At 67.4% G+C, this 15,491-nt stretch carries 10 protein-coding genes; 7 read left to right on the forward strand and 3 right to left on the reverse strand.

What is annotated here, in order from left to right:
- Nucleotides 1-571 precede the first annotated feature (571 nt).
- Both DB30_RS02770 and DB30_RS02775 read right to left on the reverse strand, forming a co-directional pair.
- Nucleotides 572-2,281: a cytochrome b N-terminal domain-containing protein gene (locus DB30_RS02770; protein ID WP_165703603.1), complete on the reverse strand. Its 1,710-nt coding sequence runs from the start codon at nt 2,279-2,281 to the stop codon at nt 572-574.
- 8 nt (nt 2,282-2,289) lie between these two features.
- The gene (locus tag DB30_RS02775; protein ID WP_052546403.1) at nt 2,290-2,859 is read right to left on the reverse strand and encodes a Rieske (2Fe-2S) protein; all 570 of its coding nucleotides are present in this window, start codon (nt 2,857-2,859) and stop codon (nt 2,290-2,292) included.
- A 247-nt stretch (nt 2,860-3,106) separates the two neighbouring features.
- Between DB30_RS02775 and DB30_RS02780 the strand changes: the two genes are divergently transcribed.
- From DB30_RS02780 to DB30_RS02790, 3 genes are all read left to right on the forward strand, one after another.
- On the forward strand, nt 3,107-4,921 hold the full coding sequence (locus tag DB30_RS02780) for a serine hydrolase domain-containing protein (protein WP_052546404.1): 1,815 nt from the start codon (nt 3,107-3,109) through the stop codon (nt 4,919-4,921).
- A 323-nt stretch (nt 4,922-5,244) separates the two neighbouring features.
- Nucleotides 5,245-6,666, forward strand: a complete 1,422-nt coding sequence (locus DB30_RS02785) for a M16 family metallopeptidase (RefSeq protein WP_052546405.1) — start codon at nt 5,245-5,247, stop codon at nt 6,664-6,666.
- Nucleotides 6,666-8,303 carry a M16 family metallopeptidase gene (locus DB30_RS02790; RefSeq protein WP_240480150.1) on the forward strand — a complete coding sequence of 546 codons (1,638 nt, stop codon included), beginning with the start codon at nt 6,666-6,668 and terminating at the stop codon, nt 8,301-8,303. Before DB30_RS02785 ends, DB30_RS02790 begins: the two co-directional genes overlap by 1 nt.
- 75 nt (nt 8,304-8,378) lie before the next feature.
- Here DB30_RS02790 and DB30_RS02795 read toward each other — a convergent pair whose 3' ends face one another.
- Nucleotides 8,379-9,998, reverse strand: coding sequence for a vWA domain-containing protein (locus tag DB30_RS02795; protein ID WP_052546406.1), 1,620 nt, complete (start codon nt 9,996-9,998; stop codon nt 8,379-8,381).
- Nucleotides 9,999-10,606: 608 nt separating this feature from the next.
- Here DB30_RS02795 and DB30_RS02800 point away from each other — a divergent pair.
- From DB30_RS02800 to speB, 4 genes are read left to right on the forward strand one after another with little or no spacing between them, the layout of a single operon-like run.
- Nucleotides 10,607-12,292, forward strand: a complete 1,686-nt coding sequence (locus DB30_RS02800; protein WP_052546407.1) for a zinc metalloprotease — start codon at nt 10,607-10,609, stop codon at nt 12,290-12,292.
- A 10-nt stretch (nt 12,293-12,302) separates the two neighbouring features.
- Entirely contained in the window at nt 12,303-13,697 is a 1,395-nt protein-coding gene (locus tag DB30_RS02805; RefSeq protein WP_146657911.1) for an NHL repeat-containing protein, read from the forward strand.
- A gap of 42 nt (nt 13,698-13,739) precedes the next feature.
- Nucleotides 13,740-14,567: a polyamine aminopropyltransferase gene (gene speE / locus DB30_RS02810; RefSeq protein WP_052546409.1), complete on the forward strand. Its 828-nt coding sequence runs from the start codon at nt 13,740-13,742 to the stop codon at nt 14,565-14,567.
- A gap of 5 nt (nt 14,568-14,572) precedes the next feature.
- Nucleotides 14,573-15,481, forward strand: a complete 909-nt coding sequence (gene speB / locus DB30_RS02815) for an agmatinase (protein ID WP_052546410.1) — start codon at nt 14,573-14,575, stop codon at nt 15,479-15,481.
- Nucleotides 15,482-15,491 lie beyond the last annotated feature (10 nt).

Consider the following 15,491-nt stretch of genomic DNA (forward strand, 5'->3'; position numbering starts at 1 on the left):
GGTCTGCTCGGCGTGGATGGGTCGCGGTGGAGTCGCCACGGGTGGGCTGTCGGCCGCCGGAGCTTCGATTTGCAGGGTTGTTCGCCCTCACGCGAAAAAAATCCCCACCAACCGCTGGCCGCGCGTAAATGCCGGAGGCGGGGCGGAATCGCGCCAGTCACGCGCAAGATCCGGGCGACAGGACCTTCGGGCCGGGGCAAAATGCGCGAAATCTGGATGACAGGACCTTCGGGAGGGGTCAAGAAAGTAGGTAGAGAGGTGCGTGAAACCCGGATGACAGGACCTTCGGGAGGGGTCGGAAGGTCAAGAAAGTAGGTGGAAACATGCGCGAAACCCGGATGACAGGACCTTCGGGAGGGGTCGGAGCGACAGGACTTTCGGGAGGGGTCGGAGCGCGAGACATGACAGGACCTTCGGGAGGGGTCGGAGCGCGAGACATGACAGGACCTTCGGGAGGGGTCAGGTAAGACACGGGAGGGGTCAGGTAAGACACGGGAGGGGTCAGGTACGCGAAAGCCGGATGACAGGACCTTCGGGAGGGGTCAGGTAGAGCGAGAGCGCTTAGAGCGCCTCACTCCCCCAGCGCAAACACATACCCCGCCAGCCCCTCAATCTCCTCGCTCGACAGCTTCCCCTCAAACCCCGGCATCTCCGCCCCCTCCCCATACAGGTCCGCCTCCCCCGAGTTCCGGATCACCCGCGCGATCCACCCCCGAGTCCCCCGCCCCCAGAACACCGGCGCCCCACCGCCATCAACCCCCTTCTCCACCTCATGACACCCCGAGCAATCGAGCTCCTCCCACACCGCCGCCCCCCGCTTGGCAAGCTCCGCATCATACGTCACCGCCTGCGGCGTCTCCTCCCCCAGCGCCCGCAGCTGCAACAGATACTCAATCACAGCATCGAGCTGCGCATCCGGCAGGTCCGCCTCACTATAGGCCTCCATGTCCGTGTGCCCCTTGGTGCCCCCAAAATAGGCCACCGACCGCGGCGTACGAACAGCCCCCCGCAACCACGCACGATCATTGTAATGCGACAAACTTGGCGCCTCCTCGCCTCCGCGCCCGTCGATCTCATGACAAGTCGCGCAGTTCTCCTTGAACAAGGTGATCGCAGCGAATTGCGGATCATTCTCCCACACGGCGTTCCCACCCGCCGGCGGCACGCCTGCCGCAGCGAGCTCCCGGGTCCGCTCCGCGTCCTCGTGCGCCACCACCAATCCCTCTTGGTAGTGCTCATTGTTCGCATCAGCCACGACCGCGAGCGCGGTAAGCACCACGACCCCACCCATGATCAACCCAACCCCCGCGAGCACGGGTCCGCGCTTCTTGACCGCCCGCGAGTCCGCCCGATCAATGAACGGCAACGCAAACAAGAACGTCGCCACCCCGCCCGGAATGATCACCGTCGCAATGATCGAGAGCGGCCCCTCGAAATACTTCAATAGCTGAAACAGAAACAGGAAATACCACTCGGGCCGCGCCACGAAATTCGAGGCCGGATCAGCCGGGGCGAACAGCTCCGCCCCGTGGGTCCGATACGTGAGCGCCACCAACACAGCCCCCGTCACAGCCATCGCCGCCACGTCAATGAACAGCTGGTTGGGCCAAAATGGCTGGGCCTTGGCCGCGAGCTCGTCGTCGCTCATCGACGCGGGCGGCGTCACGCCGTGGCGGCGAAACAAGTACAGATGCACGCCAAGCAGCGCCGCCAGCGTGATCGGCAACACGAACACATGCAGCGCGTAGAAGCGCGTGATCGTCAGGTTGCCATACTGCGCCCCACCCTGCAGCGCGTGCTGCAGCAAGTCACCCAGCGGCACCGTGCCCATGATCCCGGTCGCAACCTGGGTCGCCCAGTAGCCCTTTTGGTCCCACGGCAACAGGTACCCGGTCAGCGCAAACGCCAGCACCAAGCCGCCCATCGCCAACCCGGTCCACCAGTTGAACTCTCGCGGCTTGCGATAGGCCCCCGCGAGCACGACCTGGATCAAGTGCAACACCGTGACCACGACCATCACCGAAGATCCGTGGTGATGGAGCCCACGCAAGAACCACCCGCCGGCGACCCGGTCCTGCAGGTACGCCGTGCTCGCCCACGCGTCGCTCGCCGAGGGACTGTAGTAGGTAGCAAGCAGGATCCCCAGCACGACCTGCTGCAAGAACAGGTAGGTCAGGACGCTGCCAAACACATAGCGAACCCGAGCGCCACCCGGGACCTGCTCGTCGAGCGCCTCTTTGGTCAGCGCCCGTATGCCCGTGCGCTCGTCGATCCAGTCCATGACGCCCATCAGACCTTCACCTTGTCTTCCACGCCCTGCTTGAAGCGCTCGTAGCGGATCGCCACCAGCTTGCCTTCTTTTGGCTGCTCGAATTCAAGCTGATCGAGCCCCCGCGGCGATGGGCCCTCTTCGTGGCTCCCGTCGAGCCCAAACGCGGAGTCGTGACACGGGCACTTGAATTTTCCGGTCGCGCCGTCGTAGTCGACCGCGCAGCCGAGGTGCGGACACACGCTCGAGAACGCGTGCAGCTTGCCCTCGATCACGACGACCCACGCGGATCCAATCTTGACGTTCTTGGTCCGGTTCCAGGCGTCGACACGATCCGCGTAGATGTCGACCTTGATCGGGGTCTCGCCAAACTGATCGCGCTTGCCGACAACGACGAAGTCTTCGCCGCCCGAGGTGATCGTGACCCCCTCCGCCAAGGGCCATAGCAGCGCGCGCAGAGCCGGCGCGACGACGACACCGGCCAGTCCGGCGCCGAGCACCCCCACCCCTACCTTCAAAAATCCTCGGCGGCCGTCATCGGCCCCGCTCGCGTGCTTCGAGTGTGAAGTGTCGTTTGCTTCGTCGCTCATGTCGGCGCTCGTGGGGCGATGCTAACAGCCCAGGGTCACGTCCGGCGAGCAGTCTCGCCGGTATCGTGCGCGAGGTCGTGACGGACCGCGCGCCCGGGATGTTACGCCCGCTCGCGGGCGCCCTCGTGGACAAGTGCCGCGAATGCACGGCCCAGGTCCACGCGCCTGCAGCCGCCGCCCACGGACCGCGCGGGCGAAGATCTACAGCTGCCACGCTGCCCCCCGCGAGGCGCTACCATTGCGCGCAGTGGCTCGACCGACCGCACTGCTGGCCGTCGTGCTCTTGGCCCTCGTCGGCCCCGGCGGCTGCAACGGGTCCGGGACTCCGCAAGCCAACGAGGCCAAGCGCGATCGCCCCCGCTACGTCGAGACCCGCGAGACCATCACCCGCCTCGCCGCGGACCTGATGCGCGCCAACGATGTCACGGGCGTCTCTCTCGCGCTGATCGACGGCGACGAGATCGTCTGGGCAACCGGCTGGGGCATGGCCGACGTCGACGCCAGGCTCCCCGCTGGCCCACGCACGGTCTACAACGTGGGCTCGATCGCCAAGCTGATCACCGCCACCGCGATCTTGCAAGCGGCCGAGCGCGGCGAGCTCGAGCTCGACCAGACCGTCGCCGAGCTGATCCCCGAGCTCGATCTCGCTGGCGCGGCCGAGCACGAGATCACCCTCGCGCAGCTGCTCACGCACCAGTCTGGCTTACCCTCGGACTGGTTCGTGCACAGTCTGTCCGAGGCCGCGCCGCCGTGGAACCAGATCGTCGCCGAGATCCAAGGCATCGAGCTCGCCGCCGAGCCCGGCTCGCACACCATCTACTCGAACCTCGGGATGACCCTGGCTGGGGTTGCGCTCGAGCGCGCAAGCGGGCAGCCCTACGCGCAGTTGGTCACCCACTCTGTGCTGCGTCCGGCAGGCATGCGCACCGCATATTTTTCCGACGGCCCCCCACCCGAGCCGGTGCTGCTCCCGACCCACGACTCCCCTCGCGGGCTGGCGGCGATCGAGCGCGCCGCAGCCTACCGTGATCGCAAGGCGCGGCTCGACCCCGAGTTTCGAATGGCGCCCGCCGGGGGCCTGCACGCGAGCGTGCTCGACCTCGCTGGATTCGCCCGGATGCTGCTCGCCAACGGCCGGGTGGCCGGGACGCAGCTGCTCTCTCCTGTCGCGGTCGAGGCCATGCTCACCCGCCACAACGAGGCGCTGCCCCTCGATCTCGATCACAGCTTTGGCTACGCATGGTTCCTCGATCACGCAGAGCTCGACTGGGCGGGTCGCGTGGCCTGGCACGGCGGTCGGACCTTCTACCACCACGCGCGCCTGATCGTGCTACCGGACCACGGTCTCGCCGTGGCGGTGGCCAGCAATTCGCTGACGGCTGGACGTGCAGTCGAGAGCCTCGCGGTCGAGACGTTGATCTCGGCCCTGCAAGAAAAGCACGGGCTCGAGCCGCCGCCGCCGCCCCCCAACACCGAACACAGCCCGACCTCGCCGGCGCTCATGGCCGCGTTTGTTGCGGCGCACGGCGGCGACTATGCGACCAGCGTCGGCGTCTCGACGGTCGGCTTGCACGAGGGCGAGGTGTGGTCGCGCGCCAAAGTCGGCAGCGGTCGCCTGACGATCGACGGGGTCGACACCGGCACCGTCGAAGCCATGCCCGGCGCCCGCATCCGCTTCATCGACGTTGGCGAGGCCCACTTGATGGTCGTCGAGCGCGGCACGGTCGCGCGGCGCGGGGGCGTGCGTTTGCCGTCGCCGCCGCCGATCCCCCCCGCGTGGCTCGATCGCGTCGGCCGCTGGGCAGTGATCGATCGCCCCGGCGAGGTCTCGACGATCCGCGAGCCGACCTTGAGTGTCATCAATGGCCGCCTGACCCTCGAGTTCCTGGGCCTGCTCGAACACCCGCCGCTGCCGGTGAGCATGGCCCTGCATCCCCTCGATGATCGACGCGCGCGCGTCGAGGGGCTCGCCCGCGGCCAAGGCATGATCATCGAGGTCCGCGGGGAAGCCGAACAAGAGCGCCTGTGGTGGTCAGGACGCGAACTGCAGCATCAGCAATGAGTCGAGCGGGGGTAAAAAAGAGAGCGAAGCGTTCCCCCAGACAGGCCGACCAAGGGGCCCGAGCGCAGCGAGGGTGTCGACGCGCGCGGAGGCGAAGCCGAGCACGGGTCGAGCGGGCTGGCTGGGGGTAAAAAAGAGAGCGAAGCGTTCCCCCAGACAGGCCGACCAAGGGGCCCGAGCGCAGCGAGGGTGTCGACGCGCGCGGAGGCGAAGCCGAGCACGGGTCGAGTCGGGCTGGCTGGGGGTAAAAAAGAGAGCCGAGCACGGGTCGAGTCGGGCTGGCTGGCTGGGGGTAGAGAACATCTGGCATCATCCGCGCTCGCATGCCTGCCAAGCCCTTGACCGTGGTCCCTTCACTGCTGGCCCTGCTGCTCGCGGCAGCGCCAGCCGTCGCCGGCCCTCCCGCGACGCCACCAGAGGCCAGCGACGCCGTCACTCACACCGGCGACATCTTCCCCTATCCGTGGCACGAGAAGACCTTGGCCAACGGCCTGCGGGTGCTGGTGATCCCCACGCCCAGCGAGGGTCTGGTCTCGTATCGCACGGTCGTGCGCACGGGCGCGCGGGACGAGTTCGAGAAGGGCGTGACCGGGTTCGCGCACTTCTTCGAGCACATGATGTTCCGCGGCACAGAAAAGTACCCAGCCGAAAAATACAACGAGATCGTCACCCGAATGGGCGCCGACTCCAACGCCTACACCTCGGCGGACATGACCGTCTACGAGTTCGACATCTCCAAGGACGATCTCGAGACCGTCGCGGAGATCGAGTCAGATCGCTTCATGAACCTGGCCTACTCCAAGCCAGGGTTCGAGACCGAAGCCGGGGCGGTGTACGGCGAATATCGCAAGAACCGCTCGAGCCCGTTCTTCGTGCTCTACGAGGCGCTTCGCGCCGAGGCGTTCAGCAGGCACACCTACGCGCATACAACAATGGGCTTCGTCGAAGACATCAAGGCGATGCCCAAGCAATACGACTACTCGCGGACCTTCTTCAATCGCTACTATCGCCCCGACAATTGCGTCATCATCGTCACGGGCGATGTCGAGCCCGAGCCAACCTTCGCGCTGATCCAGCAACACTACGGGGCCTGGGAGCCCGGCTACGTCGCGCCCAAGATCAAGGCCGAGCCCGTCCAGAAAAAGTCGAGGCGCGTCGAGGTCGAGTACGAAGGCCGCACGCTGCCGCGGGTGTGGATCGCCTACAAGGGCGGCGCGTTCGCGCCCGAAGACAAGATCTGGGTGGCGTCGTTGGTCCTCGCCGAGCTCGCGTTTGGGCAGACCAGCGACATCTACCGCGAGCTACAGCTCGAGCAACAACGGGTCGAGTCGCTGGTCGCTGGGGCGGCGACCAACCGCGACCCCGAGCTGTGGAGCGTGCTCGCCACGATCAAGGATGAGGCCGACATCGACCCCGTCATCGCCCGCATTGATCAGACCGTCGCGCACTACCGCGATCAGCTCCCGGACCAGGCCAAGCTCGACGCGGTCAAGTCATACATGCGCTACGACTACTTGCTCGGCCTCGACACCCCGAGCGCCGTCGCTGGCGAGGTCGCGCGCTTCATTGGCACGGCCGGCGACCTCGGTCAGGTCGAGGTGCTGTACCGCAACCTGCACGCCGTCACCCCAGAAGACGTGCGCGAGGCGGCCAGGCGCTGGCTCGTTGAACAACGCCGCACCGTCGCGATCTTGCGCGAGTCCAAGTCACCGCCCGCCGGCGACGCCGCGAAGGGAGCCAACTAATGCACACGCCAAAATTCATTCAGCTCGAGCGACGCCCTGCGCCCGGTCGGGGGTCCCACTCGTGGACTGGCGCGCCGTGGGCAGTGACCTGTATGGCGGCGGCGTTGCTGCTGCCCGGGTGCAAGGTCGACGGCACGACCGTGGTCGTCGACACCCAAGACCAAGCCCCCACCGATCCACCGCCCGCGCGGGCCAACCACAGCGTCGAGCTCCCGGTCCCCGCGGATCCCAGCGTCACCTACGCGGCGTGGTTTCAGGTCGGCAGCCAAGATGATCCGGTCGGCCGCGAGGGCCTGGCGTGGCTGACGGGCGAGCTGCTCGCGGGCGGCGGCACCAAGTCGCATCCGTGGCAGCAGATCGTCGAGTTGTTGTTTCCCATGGCCGCGAGCTGGCGCGTCGGCGTTGACCGCGAGATGACGACGATCAGCGGGCGCAGCCACCACGAGACCGCCGACGCGTTCGCGGCGTTGCTGACCCAACAGTGGACCGAGCCCGCGTTTGATCCGCAGGACTTCGAGCGGCTGCGCAGCGAGGGGCTGAGCTACCTGCAAAAGAACCTGCGCTACGCCTCGGACGAAGAGCTGGGCAAGGCTGGCCTCGAGTGGCTCACGTTCCAGGGCACCCGCTACGCGCACCCGTCCGTCGGCACGGTCGCCGGCCTACAGGCGATCACCCTCGACGACGTCAAGGCGTTCTATGCGGCCCACTACACCCGCGATCGCGTGGTGTTTGCGATCGGCGGCCGCTACCAACAACCGCAGCTCGACGCGCTCGAGGCCAGCGGCCAAGCGCTCCCCGAGACCGCGAGCGCGAGCCCGATGCCAGCTCCGGTGCCCGCCCCGCTCGAGGGCAAGCGGCTGCTGATCATCGACAAGCCTGGCGCCGACGCGTCGATCTCGTTTGGTCACCCGATCGACGTCCACCGCGGCGAGCCAGACTTTTACGCGCTGTGGCTGGCCAACTCGTGGCTGGGCGAGCATCGCAATTCCTCGAGTCACTTGTTTCAGGTGATCCGGGAGGCCCGCGGGCTCAACTACGGCGACTACAGCTACATCGAGGCGTTCCCCAACGGCGGCCAGCGGCAGATGCCGCCAACCAACGTCGCTCGCCGCGCGCAGCTGTTTCAGGTGTGGATCCGAACCCTACCCAACGAGCACGCCCACTTCGCGCTCCGGGCCGCCCATCGGGAGCTCGAGCTATTCGTCGAGCACGGCCTCACGCAAGCGCAGTTCGAGCTGACCCGCGACTTCTTGCGCAAGTACATGCTGCACTTCGCGGACACGACCTCGCAGCGGCTCGGCTACGCGATCGACGACCAATTCTACGGGCTCGACGGGCCCGACGGGCAGGGCCACCTCGATCGCTTCGCGGCCGCGCTCGACAGCATGACCCTCGAGCAGGTCAACGCGGCGATCCGCGAGCACATCGATCCCAGCAACCTGGCGATCGTGATCGTCACGGGCGAAGCCCAGCAGCTGCGCGAAGCGATCGTCGCCGACCAGCCAGCGACGATCAGCTACCCCTCCACCAAGCCGCCCGAGGTCCTCGCACAGGACGAGCTGATCGGCGCGCACACGCTTGGGATCTCCGCCGACCGGGTCACGGTGATCCCGGTCGACGAGATGTTCGAAAACTAACCCCGACTCTCGTGCTAGCCCCAAATCATTCACCTTTTCCAATTCAGCGCTTGATTTGGGACTAGCAGGGCTCACTTAGCCCTCGCCGCAGTCAATGCTGGGGCGAGACGAGAGCTCGCACTCAGCCGAGACCACCACGTCGCCCGGAACCGCCACGCCCGGCCGCCGGACCAGCTCGAACTCGAGGTTGCGATCCTCGGCGACGCAGGCCTCGGCCAGGTCCGCGCCGGTCTTGGCGATCCAGCACGCGTCCTCACCGGCCGGCAGCTCCCAGCCGCTGTCCCCGAGCGCACACTCGACGATGCCCTGGTCTTGCCCGCCCGCGCTCTGGGTCACGTCGCAGCTGAATTCCAGCGCCTCCGTAGACGCGTCCAGATCGAGCACACAAGCAGGAAAGCACGCCGGAGGCAGCTCGACTTCAATGCCGGCGACGATGTCCAGGATCGCCGGGGTGTAGTCGGCCTCGCAGACCGAGTAGAGGTTGCGCCGGCCCTCATCCACGCCCGCGCCAACGAACGCCTCGGCGAATGTCGCGAGCCGAACCGGCGGCACGGCGGTCTGGAGCTCGCCATTGACCTCGTTCTCACACCCAGCGCCGATCCCGAAGTCGCGCTGGAAGTTTGGATCCTCGCTGTCGGCATAGATCAGCTCCGCCGCGCCGCTGTTGTAGTCGGCAGGCACCCCCGCGATCACCGAGACCAACACCTCGCGGCCGCCGATCTTGGTCGCGGCGATGCCCTCGAGCAGCTCGACATAGCGCGAGACCGGTCGCAGGACCGACGCCGCAGGATCCGTGGTCAGCTGCCCGTTGGCGTCCAGATCCACGTCCCAGCAGTCAGCGTAGGGGCTCTCGCCCGCGCACTGCACCCCGCCGTTCCAGCACACCGCCGAGGTCACGCTGTTGGCCCCCTCCGCATAGAACGTGTCCTCGACGAACAGCTCGTTTTTCAAGCTTGGGTTGAACGAGCAGTCGACCTCGTCGGTCACGATCAGCACGGCCAACAGCGCGTCATCGCGCAAAAACCCAAACTCGGGCCGGTCCACGTTCTGCATGTTGTCGAGCGCCCGCGCCGTGGCCTCGAGCGGCGACTCCCACCCGCAGCCGCTGATCCCCTGGGGGGCAAAGCACGCAAACGCCTCGATCGGCTCGACCCCCGTCGGCAGGTTGTCGACGCCGTTGAAGCTCTCGATCCACGGGCGCGCGACCGCTTCGCCATCAGCCCGGATCGACGTTGGCCGAATCTGCAGATCCGCGTCACCGAGCTCGCACTGGGCCGCACAGGCCACATCAAACTTGTCCTCGTTGGTCACCGCCGAGACGAAGGTGCCCGGACGATCGACGCACGAAGACAGCTGCAGCTGGCCGCCGTTCGCGGTGTTGCCACACAGCGGACCCCCGATGTCGGTCGTGGTGATCGCAATCCGATAGTCCGCCCCCGCCTGCTCGAGCCGATCGATGAACGGCCCAAAGTTGGCAGCGAGGTTGGCCTGCTCGTCGCCCATCGACCCCGAGTTATCGAGCACCAACAGCACATCAACCTTCTTGTTCACGTCGAGCGGCAGCCCCCCCATCTCCACGATGTTACTGGCGAGATCGACAGGCTTGATCGGATGCGCGTTGCACCCCGAAGCGAAGCTAGCAGCGACGAGCATGGGCAGGGCGAGGCACGAGAGGGTCAGGCGGCGGTTCTGCATCGGGCGGACACCAGAGCAAAGCCCTCGCCGCCCAAAACCGCAGTAATTCCACGACCCACACCAACAAACCCGACAACTACGTTGGCGATCGCGGCGACCTCCGCAACCCGATTGCTGGCAGCTTGTGTCGCCACCCGTGTCCACCAAACCCGACCATTTCAACCCGGCGTATCTACGCATGTGGAGATGAGCGAAGCGAAGCAAGGTCGGGCCAAGATCGAGAGACCAAGCAAGGCGCCGTCGATCTTCTGCTTCGCGCCTGCGAGCAGCCTGCCCATTGACTCGGGCTTGGCGTCCCCGCCCCGGCGCGAACACCAGCGCCGCCGCCATGGCCAACACCGAACCGAGCCATGCCAACACGCCGGCCGCGGGCGGCAGCGCGGACCGGGCGGCGATGGTCTCGATCCCCCCGGCGGCTGCTTGGGCGAGCCCTCCCGGCCGGTGCGCAGTCGGCGAGGTCCACGGCTTGTTTGGGTGTCTGGGGGGGCCATTGCTCGTGGGTCGTGGCGTGCAGCCGCCAGCTGCCTCAGTGGGGCCGGGATCCCTGGTGAACATGATAATCTGCGCGAATGCGACGCGGGACCATCCTGTGTGTTGGACTGACACTCATGAGCGCTTGTGGTGACGACGCCACCGTTGGCGACGACGCGCTCGAAGCTGGAACGAGCAGCGGCGATGGCGACGGCGACGGTGACACCGCCCCCGGGGATGGCGACGGCGATGGCGACACCGCCCCGGGAGATGGCGACGGCGATCCCGGCGACGGTGACGGCGAGCCGGGCGATGGAGACGGCGACGGCGACGGCGACGGCGATCCCGGGCCCCCCTTCGTACCGTTCGCGCAGGCTGATTGGGCCCGGGGAGGGATCGCCATCGATCGCGTCGAGGTCAACCAGGCTGTGGCGATCGAGATTGTGTCGGGCGGTCAGCTGATCCCCGTCGAGCAGCGGACCGGCGGCCTGGTCAAGGATCGCAACACGCTGATCCAAGTGTTCTGGACGATCCCCGGCGGCTGGCAGCCGCGCCCGATCAAGGCCAAGCTGCACATTCGCAACACCCAAAATCAGCTGAAAGTCTACGAGCTGACCAAGACCATCTCGGGCCCGCCATCGGCCGGCAGCATCGACGGTCCGATCACCTTCGCGCTCGCGGCCGAGCAGTTTGGTGGCGACGCGGAGTTCTTCATCGAGCTGTGGGAGGGCGAGGGTGGCCACGACAACATCGCGGCATCCACCGCCTCGCCATCGGCCCCGGCGGGTGGGATGCAACCAATTGGTGTGACGACCGAGCCCATGGAAGCCAAGGTCATCTTGGTGCCGGTTCAGTACGACTATGGCAATTGCCACACCAACACCTCCAACATCATCAATACGAACTTTCAGAATTTCCAGGATTGGTTCTTCGCGCAGAACCCGATCCACACCTTGCACATGAGCATCCACCCGGAGACGCTGGTGCTGGACACCCAGCTGACCACGCTCAGCCAGATCAACAGCAGGTTGGCCGCCCTGCGCTTCACCGACTTCGCCGAGCCCAACGAGTACTATCACGCGGTCGCCAACTCTTGCTCGGGCGGCGTTGACGGAGCTGGCGGGCTCGCGCCTGGCACCCCGGGCCCCTACAAGGGGTCGGGGGATCTGCGGGTGTCGACCTCGCTGTGGGTCGACGCTGGCTGGACCCGCGACACGATCGTGCACGAGCTTGGCCACAACCAGGGCCGGCCGCACTCGCCCTGCGGCAACCCCGACGGCCCCGACGAGAACTTCCCGCACACCGGCTCCAGCATCGGCGCGTGGGGCTTCAACGTGGTCAGCTTCGCGTGGTACAGCCCCAGCACCCGCAAGGACTACATGAGCTACTGCAGCCCGGCGTGGGTGTCTGACTGGACCTGGGGCCTCGTCCACGAGCAGGTGCGGCAGCTGACGTCGTGGGACTATGCGGGGGCGGGAGCGGGAGCGGGGGCCGGGGCGGGGCTCGGCGTAGACGATCCCTTCGTCGAAGTCCTGCACGGCTGGGTCCACCCCTCGGGGCTCGAGCAATGGTGGACGTCGCCCGGCGAGGTGCCCAAGGAGATGCTGACCACCAGCGACTATGTCGGGTTCTACGCCGAGGACGGCGAGCTGATCGACGAGCTGCCCGCCGCCAGCTGGGTGCTCGACGACGGCAAGACCCGCTACTTCATGGCCGAGGTCCCCGACTCGGATCTGCCCTTGGTGGACGAGATCGTGCGAATCTCCAACGACGTCGCGACCGTGGTCCCACGCGGACAGATCGCGCGCCGCTTCGATCACTAGATTTGATTTGATGATGACTACACTCGAGGACCACATGCGCGCCCGCATCGAGTACACGACCCTAACCTTGGCGCTCGCCGCCTTCGCCCCGCTCGCCGGCTGCGGGGGCGACGACGGCGGCAGCGACGTCGCCAACCCCGAGACCACTGGCGACGGAGAACCCGGTGACGGCGACGGCGACCCGGGCGACGGTGACGGCGACCCAGGCGATGGAGACGGCGACGGTGACCCGGGCGACGGCGACGGCGACGGCCCCTGCGCGTCGACGTGGGAGCAGACCCAGATGAAGGTCAACGGCCAGGTCCACGCCGGCTTCGACGTCGACGTGGCCGCAAACGGCGAGTTCGTCGTCGCCGGGCGGATCGACAACGCCAACTTCGACGCGTGGATCGGCAAGTTCAGCCCCAGCGGCGAGCAGCTGTGGAGTCAGACGGTGGACAGCGGCGGGGTCGACTTCGCGTCTGGCGTGGTGTTGGACGACGCGGGCGACCTGATCGTGGTTGGCAGCCTGCAAGGCAGCAACGGCAAGGATCTGTGGATCGAGAAGCGCAGCGGCGCCGACGGCAGCGTCGACTGGACAACCACGGAGGTCAGCAACTTCGCGGGTGACAACGAGCCCGGGGACGTCGCGCTCGCGCCCGACGGCACGATCGTCGTCTCGGGCACGGTGCGCATGGGTGACCAAGACTCGGACATCTGGGTCCGCAAGCTCGCCAGCGCCGACGGCTCGCCAAGCTGGACGGCGACCTACTCGGGCAACGTCGACATGAGCGGGTTCTCGATCGATCGCGGCGCGTCGGTCTCGGTCGCGCCCAACGGCTCGATCTATGTGGGCGGCGAGCTCGGCGTGAATTTCGAGACCCGCGAGGCGGTGGTGCTGGCCTACGGGCCGGAAGGCGGCGCCGAGCAGTGGCAGCTGAGCCCGCACGCGACCGGCGGGGCCCACCTGCACCGGTCCGTTGGCGTCGCCGCGGGGCCCGAGAACGAGGTCTACTTCGCGGTCTACCAGTCGACCGGGATCTGGCGGTTTTGGGTCCACCGCGCGTCGGCGGCGGGCGAGCTCGGGTGGGAGCTGACCGAAGAGGACTTCGTGTATTCGCCCACCAAGGACTGGGGCGTGGCGGGGCTCGCGGTGAGCGACGCCGGGCTGCTGACGATCGGCGGGTCGCTTCGCAACGAAGAGATTGGCCAGGGCATCAGCTGGTCCGAGGCCTGGGTCGCGAACCTGTCCCTGACCGGCGAAGGTCAGTGCATCGGGGCGCACACGTGGAAGAACACGCACATCATCCCGGCCTCGACCTACAACTATGGGCTCGCCGAGGGGCCCAGCGGCACCGTCGTCGTCGGCGAGGTCCGTGACGGGCCCGAGAACTACCTGTGGGTCGGCGGGTTCGGAGGTCTGTGACCATGGACCAGCCGGGCGCGCTGGGCTAAAAGCCCCGCCACCATGGCGTGGTTCTACGAGCACTACAGGGACATCTCGGCGACCGGCATCAACACCAAGAGCTTGGTGCACGCAGAGAAGAGCGAGTTTCAGTCGATCGAGGTCCACGAGACCGTTGGCCACGGCCGGCTGCTGACCCTCGATGACATGGTCATGGTCACCGAGCTCGACGAGTTCGTGTATCACGATCTGCTGACCCACGTGCCGCTGTGCATCCACCCCAACCCGCGCCAGGTGCTGGTCGTGGGTGGCGGCGACGGGGGCTCGGTCCGCGAGGTGCTCAAGCACGCCAGCGTCGAGCGGGTCGTGCAGTGCGAGATCGACGAGCGGGTCACCCGCGTGTGCCAAGAGCACATTCCTTCGGTCGCGGGGGCGCTTCAGGATCCGCGCGTGGAGTTGGTGTTCGCGGACGCGGTGGCCTACGTCAAGCAGCACCCCAACAGCTTTGACGCGATCCTGGTCGACTCGACCGAGCCGATCGGTCCGGCCGCGGCGCTGTTCGCCGAAGCGTTCTTTCGCGATCTCTCGGCGGCCCTGCGGCCTGGCGGGATCATCAGCTCCCAAGCGGAGTCGCCCTACTACGCGCCCGAGGTGGTCCGTGATCTGTTCGCCACGGTCCGCCGCGTGTTCAACGAGGTCCACGCCTACTACGGCGTGATCCCAACCTACCCGGGCGGCGGCTGGGTGTTCTGCCTGGCCAGCGACTCGCTCGAGCCCAAGCAGGTCGACCTCGAGCGGGCCGCGGCGCTGGCCAGCCGCTACTACTCGCCGGCCGTGGCCGCGGGCGCGTTCATGCTGCCAAACTTCATCTCGAAGCTGGTCACGCCGTGAACCCCATGGGCGCAACCACACGGTTCTTGGGCGCGGGTCTGGCCACGGAGGCGGAGCGGGCCTCTGCGGCGGTGATCGGGGTCCCCTACGACGGCGCGGTGACCTACCGCAGCGGCGCCAGCGACGGGCCCGAAGGCCTGCGCTTGGCGTCCGACAGCATCGAGACCTACTGCCCCAAGCTCGATCGCTCCCTCGATGAATTCGCGTACGTCGACCTTGGCGATCTGGTCGTGGACGTGCCGGCGGCGGGCGTGGTCGCTGGCGCGACCCCGGGTGAGCGCTTGGTCCGATCGCTGCGCAAGCAGCTCGACGCGCTGCCGGTGCTGCCGCTGATTGCGATCGGCGGCGATCACCTGGTCGCCTACCCCTTCGTCGAGCGGGCGCTCGAGCGGCACCCCAGCTTGCAGATCATTCACGTCGACGCCCACATGGATCTGCGCGCGGCGTGGGACGGTGAGCCCTACAATCACGCGACGGTGCTCGGCCGCCTGCGCGAGCGGATGGGGCCGGATCACCGGCTGCACCAGTGGGGGATCCGCTCGGGTGAGCGCACGGAGTATCAGCTCGCCGCCGACGATCCGCGGATCGAGCTGCTGGCCCCCGCGCTCGAGCCCATGGCCGCGCGCGTGCGTGAGCTGCTCGCGGCTGACCTGCCGATCTACGTCACGCTGGACGTCGACGGCATCGACCCGGCGGACATCCCTGGAACCGGGACGCCCGAGCCCGACGGGCTGCGCTTTGGCATGGTCGAGGCCGCGCTGGGTCTGCTGGCGAGCGCGCCCACGAACGGCCCTGGGCTGGTCGGGGCCGACGTCGTCGAGCTCGCGCCGGGGATCGATCCCACGGGTCGGTCGCAGGTCGCGGTCGCCCGCCTGGTCCGGACGCTGCTGCTTGGGTTGGTCCGCGGCGGCTGAGCCGCGAACC

This window comes from Enhygromyxa salina, from assembly GCF_000737335.2.
Taxonomy (GTDB): Bacteria; Myxococcota_A; Polyangia; order Nannocystales; family Nannocystaceae; genus Plesiocystis; species Plesiocystis salina_C.